Genomic DNA, 25,724 nt, shown 5'->3' on the forward strand with positions numbered 1-25,724 from the left:
AAATTTAGTCTTTTTTATGAAAGAATTTATCCTTCAATTTAGCCAACTTTGCTTTAAATTCCCAACTAGGTTCTTTGGCCGCTTTTTTTCGCTCCACCTCTTTGGGGTCATGTAACATACCTGTACACAAACACATTTTTCGTTCGTTGCGTTCTAAGATATCAAAGTTTTTACAAGACTTACATCCATTCCAAAAAGCTTCATCTCTAGTAAGTTCTGAGAAAGTAACAGGCTTATACCCTAACTCATAATTTATTTTCATTACAGCCAAACCGGTTGTAATTCCAAAAATTTTAGCATCAGGATACTTTTCTTTAGAGTGATTAAAGATTTTTGTTTTGATTTGTTTTGCCAATCCTTGATTTCTGTAATCAGGATGTACAATTAAACCAGAATGCACTACATAAGATTTATTTTCCCAAGTTTCTATATAACAGAAACCTGCAAACTTTACGCCATCTAAGGCAATCACTGCATCTCCACTTTCTAATTTTTTTTTGATATACTCCGGTGTTCTTTTAGCAATACCTGTTCCTCTTACTCTTGCAGAAGTTTCAATGGTATCGCAGATGACATCGGCGTATTTAAAGTGTGATTTGTTAGCAGTTACAATTTTCATTGTTGATGATATATTTTATAAGTTGTTTTCATGTTTTCTGATGTTGTCTATAATTGTGAATAGCACTTTTTAAAGTTACTATTCCCTACATCGTCGTCTACGAAAACATACAACAACAGTTTTATAGATATACATATCTACAAAGTAAGAAGAAAAAAATAATTCACCTGCTAACTGCATGATTTAAAATAAAAAAATAGGTGGCAAAAGTACAATTATTAAATCAAATAAAAGAAAAATATTTTGATTGATTCAATAGAAATACAATTTCCTTTTTTAAGAAATCATGAAACCTTTTATGGTAAAATGACATAGCAAACTTTTAAATAAATGTATATAAAACAAAAAAACGCTGTCAAGTAACCAGCTTGACAGCGAAGAAATAATCAACATGAATATAATTAAATCAATTAATTATGAAACAATAAGTTCAACAAAACATTATTTATTTTTATTTCAATATTATCAAATATAAATATATTTTTTGTTAAATATTAAAAAAATATAGATAAAATTAATATTACTTAAAATTTTCAACAACATTACTTATGATATTCTCAATTCTTACTGATTCAGTATTGTAACTAATATTCACATTTTTTTTCTCGGGAAACTCTTCTATCATAACTGTTTGAGAAGGGAAAGCAAAATCTACCCCTAGCTCTGCAGCTAAATTTAAAATAGCCATATGCAATCGATGTTTTGAAGATTGTTCTACCCCCCACTCTAAAGAAAGAAAATAAGTATTCAACAAAATTTCTAAAGATGAATCTCCAAAGCCAGTAAACTCTACATTATAAGATTTTGTTAAAGTTTCTGGATGGATTTCAATTATTTTTCTAACTCCAACAACAAAAGCTTCAATTAATTCTGGCGGGGTATCATATCTGATTCCAAGCTTTGTTTGATATCTTCTATATTGCCTTAATCCTTTATTATTAATGACAATTTCTGACAATTTACTGTTTGGTATTGAATATATAGAAGTGTCTACCGCTCTAATTCTTGTTGATCTAAAACCAACTTCTTCAACGGTTCCTTCAACACCACCTCCTTCAATCCAATCTCCAATCTGAAAAGGCTTGTCTAAAAAAATCATAAAAGTACCTATTAGATTTTTTACAGTGTCTTGTGATGCCAAAGCCACAGCCAAACCTCCAATAGAAGCTCCTGCAATAACCGTTGTGGTATTCACCCCAAAAACAGTTAACATTTTTAAGACTCCTAGTAACACAACCAAAACTTTTAACAGCCTACTTAAAATAGGAGCCAATTGATCATCTAATTTACTTTCAGTTCTAGAAGTATAGGACACAAAAACCTCTATGAAGACACTAACAATTTCTAAAAAGACATAAATCCATAAAACAATCTGACCGATTTCTAAACCTTTGATTAAAAAAGAATTGATATCTATTTGAAATTGTAACGTAGGGATATAAATTTCTACCAAATAAAACACTATTAACAACGCTGAAGGTCTTGATAATTTATCCAGTGTTTTACTTAAAGAATTATGAGTAAACCTCATAAACGAAGATTCTAAGAATTTTAAAATATAGAAAATCATTTTATTGATGATCCAACTTAAAAAGACCCCAATTACAATAAAAATAATAATTCCTAAATATTGCCACAGTTCTATTCCTAACAATTCCATATGACCAAAACCAGGCACTATACTTTTAATAAAATCTGTACCTACAGGAAAAACATTATGATATAATGCATAAATTTTTTCATTTGTTTCCTCACTATAATACCATTTCCCGTTAATTCTTTCTAAATAAATTTCTGGCACTTTAGAAAACAAAACATATTGATTTTTAATCTCTACCCCTGAAATAGAATCTTTATAGTTAGCTTCCAAGGGCACCTTTTTAAAATCAATCTTCAATCCTTTTCCATCTAAAACCTGTTTAATTTTTAAGGCAATATCAATAGATTTCTCAGGAGATTCTCCATAAATAGTTCTTGCGGCTTTTACTTCGTTATAAGTCTCTGGTTGTAAAAAGTGTAAATGTGTATAAATGGTTTTATAAGGACTTGACAAATCTACTTTGGTTTCATCAGTTGTTTGAGCAAAAAGGCTTACAGAAATTAAATAGAATAAAAAGTATATTTTTTTCATGATGGATGCTTTCATTTTTCACATCAAAAATACGGATTTGTATGCCCTTTAAATAAAAAAATCAACTTTTATAACAAGATATATAAAAAATTATATTTAAAAGAACAGAAAAAGAAATTACTCATATTTTACAATTACTTCATTTAGACCCCAATAATTAGCATAACACTTATTCCCAAAATAATCACTATCACTCTTCATGTCATTTTCCAAGAGAGTGATGGGTCTCCTTGTAATTGGCCTTAAAATCAAGGTTTCGTTTTTTTCTGAATGCTTAGTCTTCAAAACTCTCTCTTTAACTTCAATATTATAATTATATGCGGTACCTCTTCCCAAATCATCAATTACGTTAATCATATTCTTTTTATCGAACATAATTGAAAACACAATCATCATTAACAATAAAGATGTGTGTTTTAAGGAAAAAATTAGATTGAATTTTATATCGACCAAATACTTAAAAACTATATAAATAAATCCTACCATATAAAATAGATAAACTGAATTTACTGATCTAGCGGGAATAGGTTTTCCCATCGTCCAAAAACCTATAAAAAAACCTGAAAATAAAACAGCAACTACAATCATTAAACTAATAGAACTAGAAAAACTCAATTTTTCTCTTAAAAATTCCAGTCCTACACTTTTTGAAATCTTCAGATACAAGATAATAGAAATCAAAAAGGTTAAGCCTGACCACCTTAAAACATATCTAAAACCATCTAAAGAAGCTAGCACTGAAGAAAACAAAAACCTATGTTGATTTGGGAAAAAACTACCTCTTACTGAATTTCCTGGTGCTACAAAAACAATTGCAGAAGAAATAAGTATCGCTAAAAAAACAACTAAGATTTGGTAATCTATTTTTTTGTTTAAGTAGGTACGGACAATTAAAACAGACACAAATAACACATTTAACAAAATCATTGAGGTTTCATTACATGCTGCCACTATAAATCCAACTAAAGAACCTAAAAAAACATTACAGACACTCTTATTTCTAATAAGAACCACTAAGGATCTTAGTAAAAAAAGTGTTAAAATATTTGCAACCTGATAAGTAATTGCTCCAGACCACCAATATAAACCTTCTGAAATAATTGGCATTTGGGTTAAATACAACAAAAATATTAAAATTGAAATTTCAACATTAACTACAAAACTCCTTATTTTAAAAAAATTTTTAACTAAAAAGTAAATACCAATTAATAAAAACATTAACAATAAAATTGGGAATAACTTATACCAAATAAGGTTATTTTCATTTACTATATTCAAACTTAAAATAGCTGTTGAAATATATCTACCAGACCAGCCATTATAAGTTGCTTTTTGAGCCGCCCAGAAACCCAATTCTTTTACTTGAGAAGCAAAGCAATAATCATCCGAAGAAGGATTATTGAAAAATGATATAATTATAAATGGAAAGACAAAAAAAACTCCTGCCATAACTACAATATATTTTTCTATAAAAGATAAACAACTTTTTATCATCTATTTAAGTTTAATTACTAAATATTAATCAACGAAACACCATTCAAAACCCTTTAAACTATTTAAAAATAAATATTCTCATCATGAGTAATTCCATTTTCACATCAAAAATAAAGATTTATGACTCCCCTAAGCAAAAAAGATAAAACATGTTATTAATAAAAAAACTCCTAACCCAAGGCTAGGAGTTTTAAACTAACTAAACTAATTACACTGTAATATCCAAAAATATCTTTCTACTACTTGCAATCTATAATGTGACTTTATTTTTCACATAAGGTTTAATTTACCACAACAAAAAAACCTTACATTTTTAATGTAAGGCTCTTTTGTTTATCTCTTTCTTCTTTTCGGTTTTCTTTTTCTATCCGAAAATTTATCTTCTTTAGGAGTTCTATCTTTATCTAAAACACTCACAAACCCATCTTGATTTCTTTTTCCTCTTGTAGGTTTAGATTTTTTATGAATGATTCCTTTAGGCACGTCTACAGTATCATCAAAAGTGTTTTTTGCTTTAAAATCTTTTTTATAACCAGTACCTCCTCCTTTAGGTAACAATTTATTCAATAAATCTTGTCTCCCTATTTTGGTTAAAGATTTACGGATCCATGCTTGGTTCTCTTTTTTATACCAAAAAAAGAATCTATGTTGCTCTTCTTTTTCCTTAGCCGTTTTGGGCGTATCCATTTTTTCCAAAGTATAAGGATGGTATCCACTATAGTAAATAACCGTTGCCACAGTCATTGGCGTTGGTGTAAATCCTTGTACTTGCTCTAATTGGAATCCCATATCTTTGGTTTCTGCAGCCATGTTTGCCATGTCCTCTATGTCAGATTGTGGGTGACTAGAAATAAAATAAGGAATCAATTGTAGGTTTAACTTCTTTCTTAAATTGATTTTGTCAAAAATCTTTTTAAAATCATGAAAGTTAGAGAAAGATGGTTTACGCATCAACCTCAATACTTTATCTGAAGTATGCTCTGGAGCTACTTTTAAACGTCCAGAAACGTGATTGGTAATTACTTCTTCAGTATAAGCCTCTAACTCTTTAGGATCGGCATTTTTATTAAAATCTGGCACCAACATATCGTAACGAATTCCAGATCCAATAAATGATTTTTTAATTTTTGGATGTTTATCTACCGCCTGATACAAGTCCGTCATAGCAGCGTGAGAAGTATCTAAATTTGAACAAATTACAGGGTTGATACAAGAAGGAGCTACACATTTGTCACAAATCTCTTGAACTTTTCCTTTCATTTGATACATGTTGGCCGATGGCCCTCCAATATCAGACAAATACCCTTTAAAATCTGGCATATTTGCTACTTGATCTACTTCTTTTAAAATAGATTCTTTACTTCTACTTGCAATAAATTTTCCTTGATGCGCAGAAATGGTACAAAAACTACATCCACCAAAACATCCACGATGCGTGTTGATAGAAAATTTAATCATTTCAAAAGCAGGAATAGGACCTCTTTTGTTGTATTTAGGATGCGGCAAACGAGTATAAGGCAAATCGAAAGAAGCATCAATTTCTTTTTCCAGCATGGTTGGATAAGGTGGATTGATCACCAAAACATCATCTCCTATGTCTTGTAAAATTCTACCTCCGTAGGTTTTGTTAGATTCTTGCTCTACAATTTTAAAATTGGCTGCAAAAGTTTTTTTATCTGCTAAACAATCTTCATGAGAACTTAATCTTTTATCTACCCAATTTTTATTTTTTTGTAAAGGGTCTATTTTAGGTTGCAAATAAGCCGTTTGCTTTATGGTTTTTAACGATGAAAAAGGAACTCCTTTTTGCATTAAGGTTACAATTTCTTTAAGAGGTTGCTCCCCCATTCCGTATACCAAAATATCTGCTCCAGATTCTTTTAAAATACTTGGTTTTAAAGCATCAGACCAATAATCATAATGAGTTACACGTCTTAACGAAGCTTCAATCCCACCAATTAACACAGGTGTATCAGGGAATTTTTCTTTTAATATTTTACTGTAAACTGTTGTAGCATAATCGGGTCTAAAACCAATATCACCATTTGGCGTATAAGCATCCTTATCTCGTTTACGTTTGCTAGCTGTATAATTACTTACCATAGAATCCATCACTCCAGAAGTCACTCCAAAGAACAATCTTGGGTTCCCAAGTTTTTCAAAATCCTGTAAATTATCAGTCACACTCGGTTGTGGAACAATAGCAACTCTTAACCCGTAACTCTCTAACAAACGACCAATTACTGCAGGTCCAAATGATGGATGATCCACATAGGCATCTCCACTAAATAGAATTACATCTAATTCCTCCCAACCTCTAATTTTACATTCTTTCTTAGTTGTTGGTAACCAGCTTGATAGTCTTAACTCTTGTTCCATTTTGCAAAGATACATTGATTAAAAGGAATAACAATATCTGTTTCGTAAGATTATCTATTAAGGATAAGGACACATAACACCATGACCATAGTAAAATTAAAAAACTCAACTATTTGATATGATTTTTAATTTTAAACCACACTTATCTTAAGTAAACAATCTATAATAAGCTTTAGATATATACAAACAAAACAGGTGAATAAAAAAAAGAAGATTTTTTTTACGAATTTGATTAAACGTTTATCATTTTTTAAAACATATCATCACAAACAAATTCGATATTTGTTAAAAAACTAATTATCAATTATCTAAGAATATTTTAACTGCTTTTTATTTTTTATCATAACTATTTTTTTCAAATTTGAGAATGACAAATTAAAATCTTAACCTCTTAAACCTTATTAAATAACTCAACATGAAAGTAGGTATACCTAAAGAAATTAAAAACAATGAAAATCGTGTTGGTATGACACCTGGTGGTGTTTACGAACTCGTTAAAAATAATCATGAAGTTTTCATACAAACAACCGCTGGCGACAATAGTGGTTTTTCAGATGAAGCATATGTAAATGCTGGAGCTACAATTCTTAATACTATTGAAGAAGTATATCAAGTTGCAGAAATGATTGTAAAAGTTAAAGAGCCTATTGAAAAAGAATATGATTTAATTAAAAAAGATCAAATAGTATTTACCTACTTCCATTTTGCATCTAGCGAAGCATTAACTAAAGCAATGATTAAGAGTAAAGCAATTTGTATTGCTTACGAAACTGTTGAAGACAAAGATGGTGGTTTACCTTTATTAACTCCAATGTCAGAAGTTGCAGGAAGAATGTCTATTCAACAAGGTGCTAAATACTTAGAAAAACCTGTAAAAGGTCGTGGTCTTTTATTAGGGGGAGTTCCAGGAGTATCTCCTGGAAAGGTATTAATTTTAGGAGCAGGAATTGTTGGTATGCAAGCTGCTAAAATGGCTTCTGGTTTAGGAGCTCAAGTAACTATATTAGACATAGATATGAAACGTTTGCGTTACGCTAATGATGTATTACCAAACAACTGTGTTACTGAGTTCTCTAATGAGTATAATATTAGAACAAACGTAAAAACTCACGATTTAATTATTGGTGGAGTTTTACTTAAAGGTAAAAAAGCTCCTAATTTAATCACTAGAGACATGCTTAAAACAATGAAACCTGGTGCTGTAATTGTGGATGTTGCGGTAGATCAAGGAGGATGTGTTGAAACAACTAAACCAACTACACACGAGGATCCTATCTATATTATAGATGATGTTGTTCATTACTCTGTAGCCAATATGCCAGGAGCAGTTCCTTATACCTCAACTTTAGCTCTAACAAATGTAACAACAAGTTACGCTCTTAAAATAGCAAACATGGGTTGGGAAAAAGCTTTAGCCTCTGATGAAGGTCTTAAAAAAGGTTTAAATATTTCTAAAGGAGAAGTTATTTATAAAGAAATTATTGAAACTTTTGATTGGGTATAAATTAACAATCTTATTAATAAAAAAGCGATTCTAAATTTAGAATCGCTTTTTTTAATCTTCTACTTTTAATTCTTGCCCTATAGACAAATCATTGCTTCTTAAATGATTCATTCTTTTTAACTCATCAACCGTTAAATTATATTTTTTAGCAATAGAATACAAAGTTTCTTTTTTCTCTACAACATGATAATCGCTGCGTTCTGCATCACTTCTTAGTTTCAACTCTTCTCCTTCATGAATAATATTATCATTTAGACCATTTAAAACTTTGATTTCATCAATTGGAATTCCGTATTTTTTAGAAATTGAATATAAAGTATCATCATCTTTTACGACATGAATTCCTTTTCTGTTAATTTTTTTTCGCCTTTTTGATTCTTCCTTGTAATCTTCTATCGTCGATTTAATTTCGTCCTCATTAACAGATACGTATTCTAAACTTTTCCCTTTTAAAACCATTTCATCATACTTGTACAATTCGTACTTTTCAATATAATTTATCAATTTATCTGGATATTTTGGATCGGTAGCATACCCTGCTTTTTTTAAACCTTTTGCCCATCGCTTGTAATCGTCTTTGTCTAAACCAAACAAACTTGCATATCTAAAACGAGTGGTTAAAAACAAAGAATGATCTTGATAAGAAGTTGCTGGATATTCATATTTTCTAAAACATTCTCCTTTTTCATCATCATCATGATATACTTTATCACCGTTCCAACCCGTGTGACATTTAATTCCAAAATGATTATTAGATTTTAAAGCCAAATTACTTCTTCCACTTCCCGATTCTAAAATTCCTTGAGCCAAAGTAATACTAGCCGGAATTTTGAATTTTCGCATTTCTTCCATTGCAATTGGGGCATATTGCTCAATATAAGTTAGCGTATAATCGCTTAAATAATCTTTAGCATCTTTCTTGGTTTCTGCTACAACTTTTTCTACTTCTTTTAAAGCCTCTTTGCTCGCCACCACTTTTACTTCATGATCGGTAGCCACATTTACAACTTTGGTTCTTTTTCTACTTGTTGTTTTTTTACTAGAACTACAAGAAACAATGATGAATACTGAAAGAAAAACTAAAAATTTATTCATTGATAATTGTTTTATTTTTTTGCTTTAAAAGAAGGTTCATTCCTGCTATTCCTTGCAATCCACCGGTATGAATAGCCAAAATTTTACTTCCTTTTTTAAAGTGATTGTTTTTGATTAACTCTAAAATACCAAACAGCATTTTTCCTGTATAAATAGGATCTAATAAAATGTTGGTTTGGTTTTTAAATTGATTGATAAAAGTAATGATTTCATCGGATACTTTCCCATAGCCTCCAAAATGAAAATCAGGAATTACTTCCCAATTTTGTTTATTTGGTTTCAAGCTGTTGATCTCATCTACCATCCAATTTCCTTTTAACGATGGAAACACTAAAATATGCTGTTCAGCAGTGCTACTATTAATAATTCCCGTAACCGTCCCTCCTGTTCCCATGGCACATGCAACATAACTGAATTCTTTGTCATTTTCCGATAAAATTTCTTCGCAACCTTTAATTGCCAATACATTGGTTCCTCCTTCTGGAACGATATAACTATTAGGATATTTTATTAAAAGTGAGGTTAAAAAATCCGTTTCGTTTTTTTGTTGATACTCAGTACGAGACACAAATAGGAATTCCATTCCAAATTGATGTGCTTGTTTTAAAGTCGGATTTTGATTCAATGTTTTTTCTACCTCTATTCCTAATTCCTCTCCACGAATCACTCCAACAGTTTTAAAACCATATTCTTTTCCAGCAGCAGCTGTGGCCAAAATATGATTGGAATAAGCTCCTCCAAAAGTTAACAAACATTCTTTATTTTGTTTCTTGGCTTCTTGTAGATTGTATTTTAATTTCCTGAATTTATTTCCCGAAATAAAAGGATGTAACAAGTCTTCTCTCTTTACGTACAACTCGACTTCTTTTTCTTGTAAAAGAGGAAGGTTGATTTGTATGTTTTTGGAAATCATAAATATTTTGTTTACATCTCGACTCCGCTCGATGACCAAGGTATTCAAGCATCCCGAAGATTCGGGAGAGAATACATTAACTATCCTTCTCTAGACGAAATCTCATCATCTAACTCAAAAAGTTCTTCGGTTAAATTATCCAATTCGTCTTTTTTAGCCTGATATTTTTCAAAGAAAGTTCCATCAGCAGCGTGTTTTTCATAATCTTCTGCCAACTGATCATCCATTTTTTTAATGTCTTTTTCTAAATCAGAAATGGTTCTTTCTATTTTACTAAACTTATTTTTTAACTTTTTAAGTTCTTTCTCTTCTTCTCTACTTAATTTTCCGCTTTTAGGTTCGTTAGATTTTTCTGAGGCTACCACCGTTTTCATCTCCGCTTCTCGCATGTCTTCTAACTTATGCTCTGCCAAGAAATAGTCTAAATCTCCTAAATACTCTTTAATTTCTTTGTCCTTAAAGTAGAATACTTTTTCCGTTAAACCTTGTAAAAAATCTCTATCGTGAGACACTAAAATCAAGGTTCCTTCAAAATTTTCTAAAGCTTGTTTTAGCACATTTTTAGAAGCAATATCTAAGTGGTTGGTAGGCTCATCCATCACCAACACATTAAACGGATCTAGTAACATTTTACACAATGCCAATCTATTACGTTCCCCTCCAGATAATACTTTTACCTTTTTCTCTACATCATCTCCACTAAATAAAAAAGAACCTAGCATATTTCTTACTTTTGCTCTATTACTATCATTCGCTGCATTTTCCATGGTTTCTAACAAAGTCATTTCCCCATTTAAATGTTCTGCTTGGTTTTGAGCAAAATATCCTATTTCTACGTTGTGTCCTAACTTTAAGCTTCCTTGGTATTCGGTTTCTCCAACCATCATTTTGGCTAAAGTTGATTTGCCTTGTCCGTTTTGACCCACAAAGGCAATTTTAGAACCACGTTCTATCATCATGTTTACATTGGCCAACACATGTTTGTCTCCGTAACTTTTAGATACCTTTTCTGCTTCTACCACAATTTTTCCTGGTTCTTTTGATATTGGAAAACGAACATTCATCACCGCATTATCCTCTCCATCTACCTCAATACGCTGGACTTTATCTAATTGTTTGATTAACGATTGTGCTAAAGAAGCTTTGGTTGCTTTGTATCGGAATCTTTCTATCAATTCCTCTTTGGCTTTGATTTCTTTTTCTTGATTTTTCTGAGCTTGAATTTGCTTTTCACGAATCTCATCACGCAACAACATAAACTGAGAGTACGATTTTTTATAATCGTAAATCTGACCTAAAGAAATTTCGATAGTTCTGTTGGTTACATTGTCTAAAAACATTTTATCGTGAGACACCAAAACTACTGCTCCTGCATAATTTCTCAAAAAATTTTCTAACCAAATAATAGATTCAATATCTAAGTGGTTGGTAGGCTCATCTAATAACAAAATATCATTTTGTTGCAAAAGCAATTTTGCCAATTCAATACGCATTCTCCATCCTCCGGAAAAAGTATCGGTTAGTTTATTAAAATCTGCTCGTTGAAACCCTAATCCTTGAAGTATTTTTTCTGTTTCTCCTTGGTAATTGTATCCTCCTAAAAGTTCGTAACGAGTAGTATTTTCTTCTAAACTGTGCATTAAGTTTACATAGTAATCACTTTCGTAATCTGTTCTTTCTGCTAATTCATTGTTGATTTTTTCTAACTCAACTTCTATTTTTTTAATTTCTTCAAAAGCTTGATAAGCTTCTTCTAAAATGGTTCTACCCGGGATAAAATCTATATCCTGACGTAAAAAACCAATTTGGATGTCTTTATCAAAAGCCATGGTTCCGCCATCGCTTGGTAAATCTTTAGAAAGCACTTTTAACAAGGTAGATTTTCCTGCTCCGTTTTTCCCTACCAATCCTACTCTATCTCCTTTTTCTAACTTAAAAGTAATCCCCGAAAAAAGATCTGTACCATTAAATGTAACTGTTAAATTATGTACGTTAACCATATGTAACTTTTGTTGCTTTTATCAAAAAAATAGGAACTATATTTGATGAATATTAAGAACCTTTAAATTGCTATTACGTCTTTTAGACGATGCAAAAGTACCATAAATATACAGACCATGTTTACAAAAGAAAGCAAACTCTACAGCATCTTTAAATCTAAATGCCCACAATGTCATGAAGGAGATTTTTTTGAGAACAAACTTTCTTTTAAAATCTTAAAAACTACCGAAACCAAAAGTCATTGTCCTAAATGTAATTTAAAATACATGAGGGAACCTTCCTTTTTTTATGGAGCGATGTATGTGGGTTATGGACTGAGTGTTGCCATGGCCATTGCCTTATACTTTATAAGCGTTGTCTTTTTTGGATTGAGCATGAGACAAAGCTTATTTGTGATTGCGGGAGGTCTTTTTATATTGGCTCCGTGGAGTTTAAGAATTTCTAGAGTAATTTGGATTCACCTATTTGTAAAATACCAAAAAGACCCAGAAAAAAGAGTAAAATAAAAATTACTCTTTTACAATTTTTCCATCTTTCATTTTTACAACAAAAGCATCTTTAATACTTAAATCTTTCATAATTTTAAGGAATTCTTGAGCTTCTTCTATTGTTTTAAAATCCCCTAAAACATAATTGCTAAGACCATTGTTTTTTATATTCTTAATGCTCGATTCAAACTCTATGTCAAACTTTTTGTAAGCTCCAATTTGCACTCCATAAGAAATTACATTTACCGGCTTTGCTATTTCTTGTTTCACTTCTTCCTTTTTCAATGGAGTGGCTACTTCTTGTTTTACAGGTGCTTCTTCTTTTTTGCCAGAACACGCAACTGAAACAAAAATTAGCAATGCGCAAATTAATTTTCCAATGATCAATGATTTTGTTTTCTTTTCTAAGTTCATAATATTAAATTTTAATGATTCTTTTTCTTTTAGCTATTGGGTAAAAATCTTTGAATATCAATTTCTTTAGACAAAGGTTTATTATGTTCTATATGTTGGTACAATTGTTTTGCCACAGTTGGTGCAATCATTACTCCACGAGTTCCCAACCCGTTAAAAACAATTAAGTTTTTATATTCTGGATGTTTCCCTACCAGAGGTCTTCTATCTTTCACCGTTGGTCTTATTCCTCCAAACTGATTGACAATCTCATAAGGAACATCAATCATGGTTTCTAATTTATCTAACAATTCTTTTCTTCCTTTTTCTGTAGGATCTAAAGTTTTGTCTGTCCAATTAAAAGTGGCTCCAATCCAATAAATATCATTACCAACAGGCAACACAAACAAACTTGATTTTATTTGTTCTGTTATCTTTAAATCTGGAGCTTTAATAAAGAGCATTTCTCCTTTGGTTCCTGTTAAAGGTAAGTAATTAAAAAATGGATTCTCTTTTAAACCATATCCTTCGGCAAAAATAATTTTAGTAGCCGTTATATTTTTATAAGTAATGCTATCTTCCTGAATGTCCAATTCGCCATGCATAAAAGGAATATCCAAAAACTGCTCTTTTTCTTTTAAATATTTGATATAATCATCTAACACATTCGTCACCAACACCCTTCCGGTTCCATTTACTTTTCCAAAACCTTCATAATGTGTAATTCCGTTCTTTTCTACCTTGATGATTTTAGGATCCATGTATTTTTCTAACAATGGATTGTCACAAGCCATAAACCAATTGTTTTGATCTTCTACAGATTTAAAAACTTTTAGCGTATCAAAAAAAGTAAGATACTGTCCTCCCAATCTTTTACTGATGTCTTTGTAAAAAGGAAATAAATTGTCCAATTGTTCATCCGCATTCCAAACAGGAGTAAAACGTTTTAAAATAACAGGGTTAAAAACGCCTGCCGCCACTCTGGAAGACACTTGCGATGCATTGTCTAACACCACAAAAGAGTGTCCATGATCTTCTAACTCTTTGGAAATAGCCATCCCAGCCAATCCAAAACCTACAATAATATATTCTACTTGCATAAAGCTAATTTACAATTTTAAGAAATCGTTGTATATTAATTTACAACTTATTAATTATGAGTATATTTGACATTGGAACGGAATAGATTGATTATTTTTTTTCACCAAACGTACTCTATGAAAAAAAAGTTAACCATTAAAGACATTGCAAAGGAACTAAATGTTTCTATTTCAACGGTTTCTAAAGCTCTTAATGATAGCCACGAAATTGCTGAAGCTACCAAAAAACGTATTCAGGCCTATGCTAAAGAGTTTAAATACAAGCCTAATTTTAATGCGCTTAGTTTAAAAAACAAAAAAACCAAGACCATAGCCGTATTGATTCCTAATATGCTAAAATATATTTACGCACAAGTTTTTAATGGAATTGAACAAGTTGCCAATGAGGCTGGCTATAAAATTATTACTTGTGTATCTAACGAAAAAACAAGCAAAGAAATTGAAATTCTAGAAATGTTATCTAATGGTAGTATTGATGGTTTTATTATTTCTCCTGCTTTAGAAAGTAGCATTAATAAGGATTATATACACTTTCAGAACGTCATTGATGAAGGTTTTCCTATTGTGATGTTTGATAGGGTTCCTAAAGAATTAGAGTGTGACAAAGTGATGATTAAAGACCATAAAGCAACTTTTAACGCTGTGGAACACCTAAAAAATACCGGTTGTAAAAACATTGCATTTATATCAACCCATAGAAAACTTGGGAGTACTAAAAAAAGAAAAAAAGGATATTTACAAGCTTTAGAGGAATATAATTTTCCTGTAAACGAAGAACTTATTATTGACTTATCTGATTATAACTACAAAGAATACGAAAAATTACTAACGCCTATTTTAGAAAAAAATAAAATAGACGGAGTCATTACTACCAACGAAGCTACAGCCATTGCTGCTCAAAAAGTAGCCTTGAAATTAGGATATAATATTCCTGGAAACTTTTCTGTCATCGCTTTTTCAAATGGAATTTTAGCAAGACACGCCAGTCCACAAATGACCACTATTAGTCAACATGGCGAAAAAATGGGTGCTAAAGCTGCTAAATTATTGATTGAAAGAATTGAGACAGAAGTTGACAATCTTCCTTACGTTACCAAAATTATTAAAACAGATTTGGTCATGAGAAGCTCTACCAAAAACTTTTTAAAGCTAAATTACAATTCTTAAGAAGCTATTTTGAAACCACAATAGTTATTCATTATTACCATATAGGTTTTATCTAAGCTATAAAATTGTTAATTCATATTGTGAAATGTACCTTTACACAAACATTTAAAACAGATGAGATTTCACACAAGAAAATGGGTAAAACCCGAAGACCTAAACGCTAACGGAACTTTATTTGGCGGGAAATTATTAGCATGGATAGATGAAGAAGCTGCCTTATATTCTATCATACAACTTGAAAACAGTAGAGTCGTTACTAAATACATGTCTGAAATTAACTTCTTAAGCTCTGCAAGACAAGGGGATATTGTTGAAATTGGAATGGAGGTAGAAAAATTTGGAAAATCATCTTTAACCTTAAATTGTGAAGTCAGAAACAAAATGACTCGTGAAACCATTATCAAAGTAGATAATATTATTATGGTTAATTTAGGTGATGATGGAAAACCAAAACCACATGGTAAAACAGAAGTAGAATTTGTTAGAGACAGATTAAACAACGATAAATAATTTCATAAAAAAAGCGACTCGAATGAGTCGCTTTTTTTAATATTCGTAATATTATTATGACAATAATTGTTTGATGACTGCAGAAATTGCCTTTCCATCTGCTTTACCAGCAAATTGTTGAGAAGCAACTCCCATTAATCTCCCCATATCTTTGATTGATGAAGCTCCTGTTTCAGAAATTAATTTAGACAAAGCCGCTTTTAATTCCTCTTCACTCATTTGTTCTGGTAAAAACTGAGAAATAATCTCCGCTTGTGCTATTTCAGGTTCTGCCAAATCTGCTCTTCCTTGTTCTGTATATAAGGTTGCTGAATCTTTACGTTGTTTTACCAATTTTTGCAACAATTTAATCTCCGCATCTTCGGTTAACTCTTCTTTAGCTCCATTTTCTGTTTGTGCTAATAAAATTGCAGATTTTACAGCTCTTAATGCTTCTAAGGCTACGGTATCTTTTGCTCTCATGGCATCTTTCATTTTTGCCATGACTTCTGTTGATAAACTCATTTTATTTGGATTTGATGATTGGACTACAAAAGTATTAAAAAAACCCAACCAATGGTCGGGTTTTAAAGCACTTGTTTTTATATATAACTAAGACTAATCTACATTATCATGTAAAAAAGAATTATTCTTTCTAATCGTTACCTCATTGTCTTTGTCAACATCTATAGAGGTTCTTGATCTATTGTTTACATCTTGTTTGCTATGTAGCTCTAAACCTAATCTTTTATAGGCTGGTTCCTTTTCAATATCATCAATTACATCTTCATTAAATGCTGATGTTTTAAATCTATGATTATATTTTTTGAAGGTATTTTTTCGTTTTTCAGCACTTCGTTGCACTTCAGAGATGGTTAAATTTAAAGGAGAAACCTCTTCGTGGTCAATTACCTCCATTTGTTTTGGCTCTCTAACTTCAAATTTAATTTCTTCAACATCATTTACTTCTGTAGCTTCAACTTTCTTCTTTATTTCTAAAGAAGAAGAATTTTTAATCGTTGGCTGTGCATCAAAATGACCTAAAGTATATCTTTTAATCCCTGATAAACTTTCTTCTTGCTTTGCTATAGGCTGTGCAGATATTTCTTTTGCTTCTACAACTTCTATTTCATTAATATCTTCCTGCTCATCTTCTAAAACATAAACCGTTTTTTTTGGAGACTCTTCAAGTTTTCTTTCAAAAACGACTTCTTCAGCATCAATTACAGGCAAATCAAACACGTTAAAAACTTCTTCTTTAGCCTCATACTTTATCTCCTCAGCATCTATTACAGGGATATCAAAAATATTGATAGGCTCTTCTTTTTTAACCTCAACAACCGAATTCACTGGTAAATCAAACACATTTACTTTAGCAACTGGCTCTTCCTCTAATTCTGAAAATAAATTTGGCGTGATGTCATTAATCACAAAATCATCTTCGCTAACAAAGTCATAAGATTCTTCTTCTTCAACTATTTCTGATGCTTCTTTTTTAACTTCTTCAAAAACAACTTCTAAATTCTCAATAGCTGTTGATGTTTCAATCAATTCGTTTTCAACTTTTTTCTTAGGTGTAAAAACTACTTTTTCTGGTTCTTCGTCTACCAATTGATGAACTACTTTTTTCTCTTCAATAGGCTCTTCTATAATACGAGTGGTTCTTGGTCTTACCACTGTTTGCTCATCTTCAAAATTATAATGAGCTGTTTGTTCGTTGTTTAAAGTATGATATACTTTTTTAACCTCAGTATTGGTAATGTCTCGTTGTTGATCTATAGCGAAACCAGTAGCAACTACCGTTACAGCAATAGCATCTCCTAAAGATTCGTCCTCACCAACCCCCATAATAATGTTGGCTTCGTAACCTGCTTCTTCCTGAATATAATCGTTGATTTCTCCGATTTCATCTAAAGTCACTTCATCAGCTCCAGAAACAATTAACAACAATACATTTTTAGCTCCTCTAATCTTGTTGTCATTTAACAACGGAGAATCTAAAGCTTTCTTAATGGCATTTTGAGCTCTGTTCTCTCCTGCTTCTTTTGAAGACCCCATGATGGCAGTACCACTGTTAGAAAGTACTGTTTTCGCATCATGTAAATCTATATTTTGTTTGTAGTGATGTGTAATTACTTCTGCAATTCCTCTTGATGCAGTAGATAAAACCTCATCTGCTTTTGAGAAACCTGCTTTAAATCCTAAATTACCATACACCTCTCTTAATTTGTTATTGTTGATAACAATTAAAGAATCTACATTTTCTCTAAGCTCGTCAATCCCTTTTTGAGCTTGTTTTGCACGCATTCTACCCTCAAACTGAAACGGCATGGTAACAATCCCAACTGTTAAAATGTCCATTTTTTTAGCAATCCCAGCAATAATTGGTGCAGCACCTGTACCAGTACCACCTCCCATACCAGCAGTAATAAATACCATTTTAGTTTGCGAAGTCAACATTTTCTGAATTTCTTCAATGCTTTCTTGCGCTGCTTTTTCACCAACCTCAGGATTTGCCCCTGCTCCTAATCCTGAAGTCAAACTAACTCCTAACTGAATTTTATTGGGTACCGGACTGTTTTGTAAAGCTTGTGCATCTGTGTTACAGATCACAAAATCTACTCCTTTAATGTCTTGGGTAAACATGTGGTTCACGGCGTTGCTACCTCCACCTCCAACTCCTATAACTTTTATAGAACTTGATTGTGATTTTGGCATATCGAATGCAACGTTGTTAAATGGTGTATCGCTCATAATAAATGGGATTTATGGGTGAATGTTATTCTGCTTCGTTTAAAAAATCTTTTAATCCAGAGGTAAACTTATCTAGCCAAGATTTTTTATTCACTTTTTTCTTTGGTTGTTTTACAGCTTTAGGTTCTTCCACTATTTCTGGCTCTTCCTGATGCTCTGCAATAATTTCTTCTTTTTTCTCTTCTATTTTTTCAAAAACAGGTTCTTCTGGAGCTACTGGTTGTTGCTTTGGCATTTTTTCTAATCCTTCCATTAACAAACCTACAGCAGTTGCAAAAACAGGACTTGACAATGATTCATCAGAACCACCTGCCAAATGTTCATTAGGATATCCAATTCTTGTATCCATTCCTGTAATGTACTCCACCAATTGTTTTAAGTGCTTAACTTGTGCACCACCACCTGTTAATACAATTCCAGCAATTAATTTTCCATTCTGAGTATCGTGCCCATAATTTTTGATTTCTAAGTACACTTGCTCAATAATTTCTGTAATACGAGCATGAATGACTTGAGACAAACTCTTTAAAGTAATTTCTTTTGGTTCTCTACCTCTTAATCCTGGAATAGAAACAATTTCATTGTCTTTATTTTCCCCTGGCCAAGCTGATCCAAATTTTACTTTTAACAATTCAGCTTGTTTTTCTATAATTGAAAAACCTTCTTTTATATCTTCTGTGATGACATTTCCTCCAAAAGGAATTACTGCTGTATGACGAATAATTCCATCTTTAAAAATGGCCAAATCTGTCGTTCCACCTCCTATATCAATCAAAGCAACTCCTGCTTCTTTTTCTTCATGACTTAGCACTGCTTCTGCAGAAGCCAATGGCTCTAAGGTGATGGCTGACAATCCTAAACCTGAATTGGTTACACATCTCCCAATATTTTTAATTTGAGAAACCTGACCTACTACTACATGAAAATTAGCTTCTAACCTACCACCATACATTCCGATAGGCTCTGAAACATCTGCTTGACTATCTACCTTAAATTCTTGAGGCAACACATGGATAATTTCTTCACCCGGTAGCATCACCAATTTATGAACCTGATTGATTAAATTTTCTATATCTTTTTCATCAATCACCTCTTCAGCATCTTGTCTTGTGATGTAATCGCTATGGTGAATACTTCTAATATGATGTCCTGCAATACCCACAGTAACCGTATCAATTTTTAACCCTGACACATTTTCTGCTTCTTCAACAGCTTGTTGAATAGATTGTATGGTTTGTGTAATATTATTTACAACACCTCTTTTTACTCCTAGGCTTTTTGCTTTTCCTATACCTAACACCTCAATTTTACCATACTCGTTTTCACGACCAATCATGGCAACAATTTTAGTTGTTCCAATATCTAATCCAATAGCAATGCGGTTATTTTCCATCCTTACCTTATTTTGAGCACACAACTTGATTGTTGTACTGTAAATCTATTTTTTTGAAAGTGGCAGACAAACTATCGTTTTCCATATAGTTGTAAAACACTTTTAATTTCTTTAATTTATCAGAAGTATTATTTAACTCTCCTAACAATACTTGTTGATGGTTGAATCTTGTTTGCAACCAATATCCTTCACTATCCTTTTTTATGGTAACCACTAACTTTGTTAAAAACTCATCTTGATGAATTTTTTGAATTAATGGAAATACTTCTTCTGACTTTATGAAGCCGTTTTTGTTGTTGATTATTGGAACTCTAGCCGAATAACTCTTAGACAAAGGCATTTTTAACCCCTTTGAATCTATATAAAAAACACCATTTTGACTGTACTCTCTGGCAAGTGGTTTACGTTGTATTACACTCACTTTCAAATCACCAACTACTCCTACAGATACCTGAGCGGTTTCCACCATGGGGTGTGATTGCACAATCTGTTCCAACTCTTGTAAATTTATCAAGGATTTTGCTTGGTTTCGTACTCTCTTCTTATTTTGTATTAACAAGTTATCAACCATTTGGTGTGTTAAAAACAAATTATCTTCATTGGCAAAAACAATGTCAATATTTTCAATTTTTCGCATGGCATTTCTTTTGGACGTAAAGCCCAAAATCAATCCTATAAATATTAGGAATAAAACAGTCTTTATGTATACAAAGTACTTTTTCATCTGTTGTTATTCGTTGCTTTTTATTTCTTGTTTTAACACCGTTGTTACTTCTTCTACCAATACACCAATATCTCCTGCTCCAATCATCACCACAACAGTAGCATCTGTGTTTTTAATACTAACAATTGCGTTTTCTTTTGTTTGCAATGATTTGTTTTGATTCTCTATTTTACCCAACAACCAAGCAGAAGTGACTCCTTCTATTGGCAACTCTCTAGCAGGGTAAATATCTAACAAAATTACTTCGTCAAATTTCGATAAACTTTTGGCAAAATCATCAATAAAATCCCTAGTTCTACTAAATAAATGTGGTTGAAAAACCGCTAATATTTTTTGACCAGGATACATTTCTCTTACCGCATTTTCAACTGCCTCAATTTCAGTAGGATGATGTGCATAATCATCAATCAGCACAAAATCCTCTTGCTTAATTTTATAAGAAAATCTTCTTTTTACTCCTCTATAAGAACTCAACGCTTTTTTGATCTCTTCTAAATCCAACCCATGTTTTTCAGCCATCGCTATAGACACCAAAGCATTAGACACATTATGTCTTCCTGGTAAATGAAAAACCACGTCTTTTACAAATCCGTTCGGTGTTTTTACATCAAACACAAAAGAACCATTCTCAATTTTTACATCCTGAGCAATATAATCTGCTGACTCTTCTACTCCGTAAGTCAAACCATCAACTGGCAATCCTTTTTTTACAATTAAAGTATCCGACACTTTGTTAGCAAACTCTCTAAACGAAGTTTCTAAAGCTTCTTTCTCTCCGTAAATATCCAAATGATCTGCATCCATATTGGTAATGCAAGCCACGTTTGGAGATAGTTGTAAAAACGAACGATCAAACTCGTCTGCCTCTACTACTGATATTTTGTCTTCTCCTAATATTAAATTAGAATTGTAGTTTTCTGTAATCCCTCCTAAAAACGATGTTGCTCCTGTACCACAAACATGCATAATATGTCCTAAAATAGACGATGTAGTGGTTTTACCATGAGTTCCCGCTACCGCATAACAAATACTATTTTTGGTAATCAAGCCTAAAAGTGCTGATCTTTTTAAGACCTTAAATCCGTTTTGCTGAAAATAGTTTAATATTTTACCATCCTTAGGAATCGCTGGGGTATAAACCACCAATGTTTCTGCTGGATTTAAAAATGATTCCTCAATCGTAGCAACTTCATCTACAAAAGAGATCTTAATTCCTTGCTCATTCAATGCTTTGGTCACCACCGATGGTGTTTTGTCATAACCCGACACCAATTTCCCATTCGACACAAAATAGCTAGCAATGGCACTCATTCCAATACCACCAATTCCTACAAAGTAGATGTTATGTATGTTGTTTAATTCCACTTGGCTATTTTTTCTATTTCTTCAACAATTCTCTTAGTTGCCTCGGGTCTTGCCAAAGCTTTCATGTTATCACACATCTGATTTACATTGTCTTCATTTTGCAACAAATACTGTACTTTGGTCATCAAATATTCTTTCTCTGTTTCTTTTAACATAATGGCTGCATTTTTATTCACAATGGCCATTGCGTTTTTTGTTTGATGGTCTTCTGCTACATTAGGTGATGGCATAAATATCACCGGTTTTCCTACTATGCATAATTCTGACACCGAACTAGCTCCTGCTCTCGACACAATAATATCAGCAGCAGCATAAGCCAAATCCATTTTTGATAAATAAGCATGTGTTTGCACGCCTTCTAAATCATCAAACTTTTTATACTCCTTAATATAAAACTTACCTGTTTGCCAAACGATTTGTATTTGTTGAGCAAGTAAACCTTTTACGCTATTTTCAATCATTTGATTGATGGCTCTAGCCCCTAAACTTCCTCCTAAAACCAACAATGTTTTTTTATTAGGATCTAACTTAAAAAAAGCTTGTGCTTCAACTCTTTTTGAACTCACATTTAACAAATCTTGCCTTACAGGATTTCCAGTAAATACAATTTTATCATTTGGAAAATAACGTTGCATATTTTCATAAGCCACACAAACCTTATTTACTTTTTTTGATAATATTTTATTGGTAATTCCCGCATGAGAATTTTGTTCCTGAATTAAGCACGGAATTCCTTTTTTGCTAGCCACATGCAATACAGGTCCACTAGCAAAACCTCCTGTTCCTATCACCACGTCTGGTTTAAACTGACGAACAATTTTTTTAGATTTCCAGATACTACTGATTAACTTTATAGGAAATAGCATGTTTTTAAAGGTTAAACTGCGCTGTAAACCAGCAATCCACAATCCTTTAATTGGATAACCTGCATGAGGCACTTTTTCCATTTCCATTTTATCCTGAGCTCCTACAAATAAAAACTCAGCATCGGCATAACGAAGTTTTAATTCGTTAGCAATGGCAATCGCAGGATAAATATGTCCTCCTGTACCTCCTCCGCTAATCAATATTTTTTTAGTTTTGCTCATAATTATGCCTCCTCAATTTCTTCTGTGTGATATAATTTTTCTAACGGATCTTCACTCTCTGTGGCCAATTGCTCTTCAGTAACATTTGCACTTGCCGTTACACTCAACACCATTCCAATTGCCAAACAAGTCATCCAGATAGACGTTCCACCACTACTTATTAACGGTAAAGTTTGTCCTGTAACAGGCCCTAAATTTGTTGCCACCATCATATTAATCACAGCCTGAAAAACGATAGGAAAACCTACACCAACCACCAATAATTTTCCAAATATGGTTCCCGCTTTTTTAGCTGCTACATACAATCTAAAAGTCAACACAAAATAAACCAACAGCACCAATCCTGCTCCGAATAATCCATATTCCTCCACAATAATGGCAAAAATAAAATCCGAAGAAGATTGTGGCAAAAAGTTTTTCTGTACGCTTTTCCCTGGGCCTTTTCCTGTTAATCCTCCTGTAGCAATGGCAATTTTTGCATTTTCTACTTGATAACCTTCCTTAGAATCGTCATCAGAAAAAGATTCTATTCTACTCATCCAAGTATCAACACGGTTAGGCATTAATCCTGGAAAAGCTTTTGCGGTTAGCACAAACAATAACAAGATTACGATTCCCGCTCCAATAATTCCCGCTAAATATTTTATCGGATATCCTCCTACAAAACACAACATCAACACCATCATAAAAACAATGGCTGTGGTAGAAAAATTGGCTGGTAGAATAAACATTAAAATCAAAGCAATTGGAGCCCACAACCTTAATAAACTTTCTTTAAAATCTATGATGCTATCTTTTCGTTTTGCCAAATATCTAGCGGTATATACCATAATCACCAATCCCGCCAAAGTAGACGTTTGAAACCCTACTCCAATAATTGGGATACGAATCCAACGAGCTGCATTGGCTCCACCAATAGTAGTTCCTTGAGCTAGCGTAACAATTAACAATACAATTACAATTGGAATCATAACCACCGAAACTCCACTGAAATATCGGTAAGGTGTTCTATGGATAAAAAACATGATGGTAAAACCCATTAAAAGCAACACTGCATGTTTGATTAAAATCCCAATAGTAGTTCCATTCCCTGCCACATATACCAAATTGGTACTAGCGCTGTATACTGGCATAAAAGAAAACAATGCCAATAACGCGACCAGTGCCCAAATAAATAGGTCACCTTTTATGTATGATTTGATATTTTGTAACAGTGAACTCATGTTATAAATTTCTTACTGCATCTTTAAATTTTCTTCCTCTATCCTCGTAATTTTCAAACAAATCAAAACTTGCACAAGCTGGAGATAATAAAACAGTTTCTCCTTTATCTGCCAACTTATAAGCAATCTTAACGGCTTCATCAGCACTTGTAGTTTCTTCGATAAAATTTACAATTCCCTCAAAAGCATTTTTAATTTTGGCATTGTCTAATCCTAAACAAATAATTGCTTTTACTTTTTCTCTAACCAAAGGATATAATTCTGAATAATCATTCCCTTTATCAACTCCTCCAACAATCCAAACCGTTTGGTGAGTCATACATTCCAAGGCGTAAAAAGTTGCATTTACATTGGTTGCTTTAGAATCGTTAATATATTCTACTCCATTTACTTTTAACACATGTTCTAATCTGTGTTCTGCTCCTTCAAAGTTTTCTAAGGACTCTAAAATAGTTTGTTTTCTTGCTTTAAGCAATTGTGCCGCTAATGATGCAGCCATGGCATTCTTGGTATTGTGTTTACCTTGTAACGATAATTTTGAAATGCTCATTCTAATTTCTTCTTTGTTAATGTTAATCACTATCTCTTTTTGGTCAACATAGGCACCGTATTCCAACTTTTTTTCAATTGAAAAAGGTACTAATTGAGCCTTTGGGTTGTATTTTTTTACGCCCTCTACAACGGTGGCATCATCTGCATCATATATCAAATAATCTGATGCTTTCTGATTTTTTGTGATACGAAATTTTGAAGCGATGTATTTATCAAAATCGTAATCATATCTATCTAAATGATCTGGTGTAATATTGGTGATGATTGCAATATGTGGTGCAAACATTTCAATACCATCCAACTGAAAACTACTCAACTCTAAAACGTAGTTCTCAAAATCATGATTTGCAACTTGCGCTGCATAACTTTCTCCTATATTACCAGCAATTCCAACATTAAATCCACATTCTTTTAATAAATGATGTGTTAACATTGTGGTAGTGGTTTTACCGTTAGAACCTGTAATTCCAATAATTTTTGCTGGACTGTGATTGGCTGCAAATTCTATTTCAGAAATCACAGAAATTCCATGCTTTACTATATTTTTTATAAATGGAATATGATCTGGAATTCCTGGACTTTTTATGACCAAATCAGCATTTAAAATCAATGTATCTGTATGCTTTCCAGATTCAAATTCTATATTCTCTTCTTTTAATTGTTGTAAATATTTTTCTTTAATCGCAGATTTATCAGACACAAAAACATCCATTCCTAGCTTTTTTGCTAAAATGGCTGCTCCTACTCCGCTTTCACCTGCTCCTAAAACAACAATTCTTTTCATATTTTTTAGTATCTGGTATCGGGTATCTAGTCGTTGGTATTTTAACATATTGTCTTGATACTAACTAC

21 protein-coding genes are annotated in these 25,724 nt (G+C 32.2%); 4 read left to right on the top strand and 17 right to left on the bottom strand.

Annotation, left to right across the window (positions count from 1 at the left end; translation table 11 throughout):
* Positions 1–4: 4 nt before the first annotated feature.
* The 4 genes from QVZ41_RS02790 to QVZ41_RS02805 form a co-directional block, all read right to left on the bottom strand.
* Positions 5–619 carry a GNAT family N-acetyltransferase gene (locus tag QVZ41_RS02790; RefSeq protein ID WP_302883024.1) on the bottom strand — a complete coding sequence of 205 codons (615 nt, stop codon included), beginning with the start codon at positions 617–619 and terminating at the stop codon, positions 5–7.
* 520 nt (positions 620–1,139) lie between these two features.
* A complete protein-coding gene (locus tag QVZ41_RS02795) occupies positions 1,140–2,750 on the bottom strand; it encodes a mechanosensitive ion channel family protein (RefSeq protein WP_302883025.1) in 1,611 nt (536 codons plus the stop codon).
* Between the two features lie 117 nt (positions 2,751–2,867).
* Positions 2,868–4,244 carry a DUF6056 family protein gene (locus tag QVZ41_RS02800; protein WP_302883026.1) on the bottom strand — a complete coding sequence of 459 codons (1,377 nt, stop codon included), beginning with the start codon at positions 4,242–4,244 and terminating at the stop codon, positions 2,868–2,870.
* 333 nt (positions 4,245–4,577) lie between these two features.
* Positions 4,578–6,623 (bottom strand): YgiQ family radical SAM protein, encoded by a 2,046-nt coding sequence (locus QVZ41_RS02805; protein ID WP_302883027.1) that lies wholly within the window; start codon positions 6,621–6,623, stop codon positions 4,578–4,580.
* Positions 6,624–7,038: 415 nt separating this feature from the next.
* Between QVZ41_RS02805 and ald the strand changes: the two genes are divergently transcribed.
* Entirely contained in the window at positions 7,039–8,127 is a 1,089-nt protein-coding gene (gene ald, locus QVZ41_RS02810) for an alanine dehydrogenase (protein ID WP_302883028.1), read from the top strand.
* A gap of 51 nt (positions 8,128–8,178) precedes the next feature.
* Here ald and QVZ41_RS02820 read toward each other — a convergent pair whose 3' ends face one another.
* The 3 genes from QVZ41_RS02820 to abc-f form a co-directional block, all read right to left on the bottom strand.
* The gene (locus tag QVZ41_RS02820) at positions 8,179–9,222 is read right to left on the bottom strand and encodes a glucosaminidase domain-containing protein (protein ID WP_338140790.1); all 1,044 of its coding nucleotides are present in this window, start codon (positions 9,220–9,222) and stop codon (positions 8,179–8,181) included.
* Complete coding sequence (locus QVZ41_RS02825; RefSeq protein ID WP_302883029.1) at positions 9,215–10,135, bottom strand: 1-aminocyclopropane-1-carboxylate deaminase/D-cysteine desulfhydrase; 921 nt, start codon at positions 10,133–10,135, stop codon at positions 9,215–9,217. The genes QVZ41_RS02820 and QVZ41_RS02825 overlap by 8 nt, the downstream gene beginning before the upstream one ends.
* Positions 10,136–10,215: 80 nt before the next feature.
* Complete coding sequence (abc-f, locus tag QVZ41_RS02830) at positions 10,216–12,135, bottom strand: ribosomal protection-like ABC-F family protein (protein WP_302883030.1); 1,920 nt, start codon at positions 12,133–12,135, stop codon at positions 10,216–10,218.
* 117 nt (positions 12,136–12,252) lie between these two features.
* Here abc-f and QVZ41_RS02835 point away from each other — a divergent pair, with 117 nt between their 5' ends.
* Entirely contained in the window at positions 12,253–12,642 is a 390-nt protein-coding gene (locus QVZ41_RS02835; protein ID WP_302883031.1) for a DUF983 domain-containing protein, read from the top strand.
* 3 nt (positions 12,643–12,645) lie between these two features.
* On the opposite strand, the gene QVZ41_RS02840 is transcribed toward QVZ41_RS02835, so the two are convergent.
* Together QVZ41_RS02840 and QVZ41_RS02845 are read right to left on the bottom strand one after the other, a co-directional pair.
* Complete coding sequence (locus QVZ41_RS02840) at positions 12,646–13,038, bottom strand: SPOR domain-containing protein (protein WP_302883032.1); 393 nt, start codon at positions 13,036–13,038, stop codon at positions 12,646–12,648.
* Positions 13,039–13,067: 29 nt separating this feature from the next.
* A complete protein-coding gene (locus QVZ41_RS02845; RefSeq protein ID WP_302883033.1) occupies positions 13,068–14,117 on the bottom strand; it encodes an NAD(P)/FAD-dependent oxidoreductase in 1,050 nt (349 codons plus the stop codon).
* A 117-nt stretch (positions 14,118–14,234) separates the two neighbouring features.
* Between QVZ41_RS02845 and QVZ41_RS02850 the strand changes: the two genes are divergently transcribed.
* Together QVZ41_RS02850 and QVZ41_RS02855 are read left to right on the top strand one after the other, a co-directional pair.
* Positions 14,235–15,284, top strand: a complete 1,050-nt coding sequence (locus tag QVZ41_RS02850; protein WP_302883034.1) for a LacI family DNA-binding transcriptional regulator — start codon at positions 14,235–14,237, stop codon at positions 15,282–15,284.
* A 114-nt stretch (positions 15,285–15,398) separates the two neighbouring features.
* The gene (locus QVZ41_RS02855) at positions 15,399–15,794 is read left to right on the top strand and encodes an acyl-CoA thioesterase (protein WP_302883035.1); all 396 of its coding nucleotides are present in this window, start codon (positions 15,399–15,401) and stop codon (positions 15,792–15,794) included.
* Positions 15,795–15,848: 54 nt separating this feature from the next.
* Here QVZ41_RS02855 and QVZ41_RS02860 read toward each other — a convergent pair whose 3' ends face one another.
* The 8 genes from QVZ41_RS02860 to murD all read right to left on the bottom strand — a co-directional run bounded on the left by QVZ41_RS02860 (position 15,849) and on the right by murD (position 25,656).
* Positions 15,849–16,298: a GatB/YqeY domain-containing protein gene (locus QVZ41_RS02860; RefSeq protein ID WP_302883036.1), complete on the bottom strand. Its 450-nt coding sequence runs from the start codon at positions 16,296–16,298 to the stop codon at positions 15,849–15,851.
* Between the two features lie 93 nt (positions 16,299–16,391).
* Entirely contained in the window at positions 16,392–18,527 is a 2,136-nt protein-coding gene (ftsZ, locus tag QVZ41_RS02865; RefSeq protein ID WP_302883037.1) for a cell division protein FtsZ, read from the bottom strand.
* Between the two features lie 25 nt (positions 18,528–18,552).
* The gene (gene ftsA, locus QVZ41_RS02870; RefSeq protein WP_302883038.1) at positions 18,553–19,920 is read right to left on the bottom strand and encodes a cell division protein FtsA; all 1,368 of its coding nucleotides are present in this window, start codon (positions 19,918–19,920) and stop codon (positions 18,553–18,555) included.
* Positions 19,921–19,927: 7 nt separating this feature from the next.
* Positions 19,928–20,644 (bottom strand): cell division protein FtsQ/DivIB, encoded by a 717-nt coding sequence (locus tag QVZ41_RS02875; protein WP_302883039.1) that lies wholly within the window; start codon positions 20,642–20,644, stop codon positions 19,928–19,930.
* Positions 20,645–20,650: 6 nt separating this feature from the next.
* Positions 20,651–22,009, bottom strand: coding sequence for a UDP-N-acetylmuramate--L-alanine ligase (gene murC, locus QVZ41_RS02880; RefSeq protein ID WP_302883040.1), 1,359 nt, complete (start codon positions 22,007–22,009; stop codon positions 20,651–20,653).
* A complete protein-coding gene (gene murG / locus QVZ41_RS02885; protein ID WP_302883041.1) occupies positions 22,000–23,097 on the bottom strand; it encodes an undecaprenyldiphospho-muramoylpentapeptide beta-N-acetylglucosaminyltransferase in 1,098 nt (365 codons plus the stop codon). The genes murC and murG overlap by 10 nt, the downstream gene beginning before the upstream one ends.
* 2 nt (positions 23,098–23,099) lie before the next feature.
* Positions 23,100–24,320, bottom strand: a complete 1,221-nt coding sequence (locus QVZ41_RS02890; protein WP_302883042.1) for an FtsW/RodA/SpoVE family cell cycle protein — start codon at positions 24,318–24,320, stop codon at positions 23,100–23,102.
* A gap of 1 nt (position 24,321) precedes the next feature.
* Positions 24,322–25,656 carry a UDP-N-acetylmuramoyl-L-alanine--D-glutamate ligase gene (gene murD, locus QVZ41_RS02895; protein WP_302883043.1) on the bottom strand — a complete coding sequence of 445 codons (1,335 nt, stop codon included), beginning with the start codon at positions 25,654–25,656 and terminating at the stop codon, positions 24,322–24,324.
* Positions 25,657–25,724 lie beyond the last annotated feature (68 nt).

This window comes from Wenyingzhuangia gilva (assembly GCF_030519655.1).
In the GTDB taxonomy this organism is placed as follows: Bacteria; Bacteroidota; Bacteroidia; order Flavobacteriales; family Flavobacteriaceae; genus Wenyingzhuangia; species Wenyingzhuangia gilva.

Coding starts and splice junctions, on each gene's coding strand:
- QVZ41_RS02825 (WP_302883029.1), bottom strand. CDS start 10,135: ATGATTTCCAAAAACATACAAATCAACCTTCCTCTTTTACAAGAAAAA.
- QVZ41_RS02805 (WP_302883027.1), bottom strand. CDS start 6,623: ATGGAACAAGAGTTAAGACTATCAAGCTGGTTACCAACAACTAAGAAA.
- QVZ41_RS02860 (WP_302883036.1), bottom strand. CDS start 16,298: ATGAGTTTATCAACAGAAGTCATGGCAAAAATGAAAGATGCCATGAGA.
- QVZ41_RS02800 (WP_302883026.1), bottom strand. CDS start 4,244: ATGATAAAAAGTTGTTTATCTTTTATAGAAAAATATATTGTAGTTATG.
- QVZ41_RS02820 (WP_338140790.1), bottom strand. CDS start 9,222: ATGAATAAATTTTTAGTTTTTCTTTCAGTATTCATCATTGTTTCTTGT.
- QVZ41_RS02890 (WP_302883042.1), bottom strand. CDS start 24,320: ATGAGTTCACTGTTACAAAATATCAAATCATACATAAAAGGTGACCTA.
- QVZ41_RS02850 (WP_302883034.1), top strand. CDS start 14,235: ATGAAAAAAAAGTTAACCATTAAAGACATTGCAAAGGAACTAAATGTT.
- ald (WP_302883028.1), top strand. CDS start 7,039: ATGAAAGTAGGTATACCTAAAGAAATTAAAAACAATGAAAATCGTGTT.
- QVZ41_RS02795 (WP_302883025.1), bottom strand. CDS start 2,750: ATGAAAAAAATATACTTTTTATTCTATTTAATTTCTGTAAGCCTTTTT.
- QVZ41_RS02875 (WP_302883039.1), bottom strand. CDS start 20,644: ATGAAAAAGTACTTTGTATACATAAAGACTGTTTTATTCCTAATATTT.
- QVZ41_RS02835 (WP_302883031.1), top strand. CDS start 12,253: ATGTTTACAAAAGAAAGCAAACTCTACAGCATCTTTAAATCTAAATGC.
- QVZ41_RS02855 (WP_302883035.1), top strand. CDS start 15,399: ATGAGATTTCACACAAGAAAATGGGTAAAACCCGAAGACCTAAACGCT.
- QVZ41_RS02845 (WP_302883033.1), bottom strand. CDS start 14,117: ATGCAAGTAGAATATATTATTGTAGGTTTTGGATTGGCTGGGATGGCT.
- QVZ41_RS02840 (WP_302883032.1), bottom strand. CDS start 13,038: ATGAACTTAGAAAAGAAAACAAAATCATTGATCATTGGAAAATTAATT.
- abc-f (WP_302883030.1), bottom strand. CDS start 12,135: ATGGTTAACGTACATAATTTAACAGTTACATTTAATGGTACAGATCTT.
- murD (WP_302883043.1), bottom strand. CDS start 25,656: ATGAAAAGAATTGTTGTTTTAGGAGCAGGTGAAAGCGGAGTAGGAGCA.
- QVZ41_RS02790 (WP_302883024.1), bottom strand. CDS start 619: ATGAAAATTGTAACTGCTAACAAATCACACTTTAAATACGCCGATGTC.
- ftsZ (WP_302883037.1), bottom strand. CDS start 18,527: ATGAGCGATACACCATTTAACAACGTTGCATTCGATATGCCAAAATCA.
- murG (WP_302883041.1), bottom strand. CDS start 23,097: ATGAGCAAAACTAAAAAAATATTGATTAGCGGAGGAGGTACAGGAGGA.
- ftsA (WP_302883038.1), bottom strand. CDS start 19,920: ATGGAAAATAACCGCATTGCTATTGGATTAGATATTGGAACAACTAAA.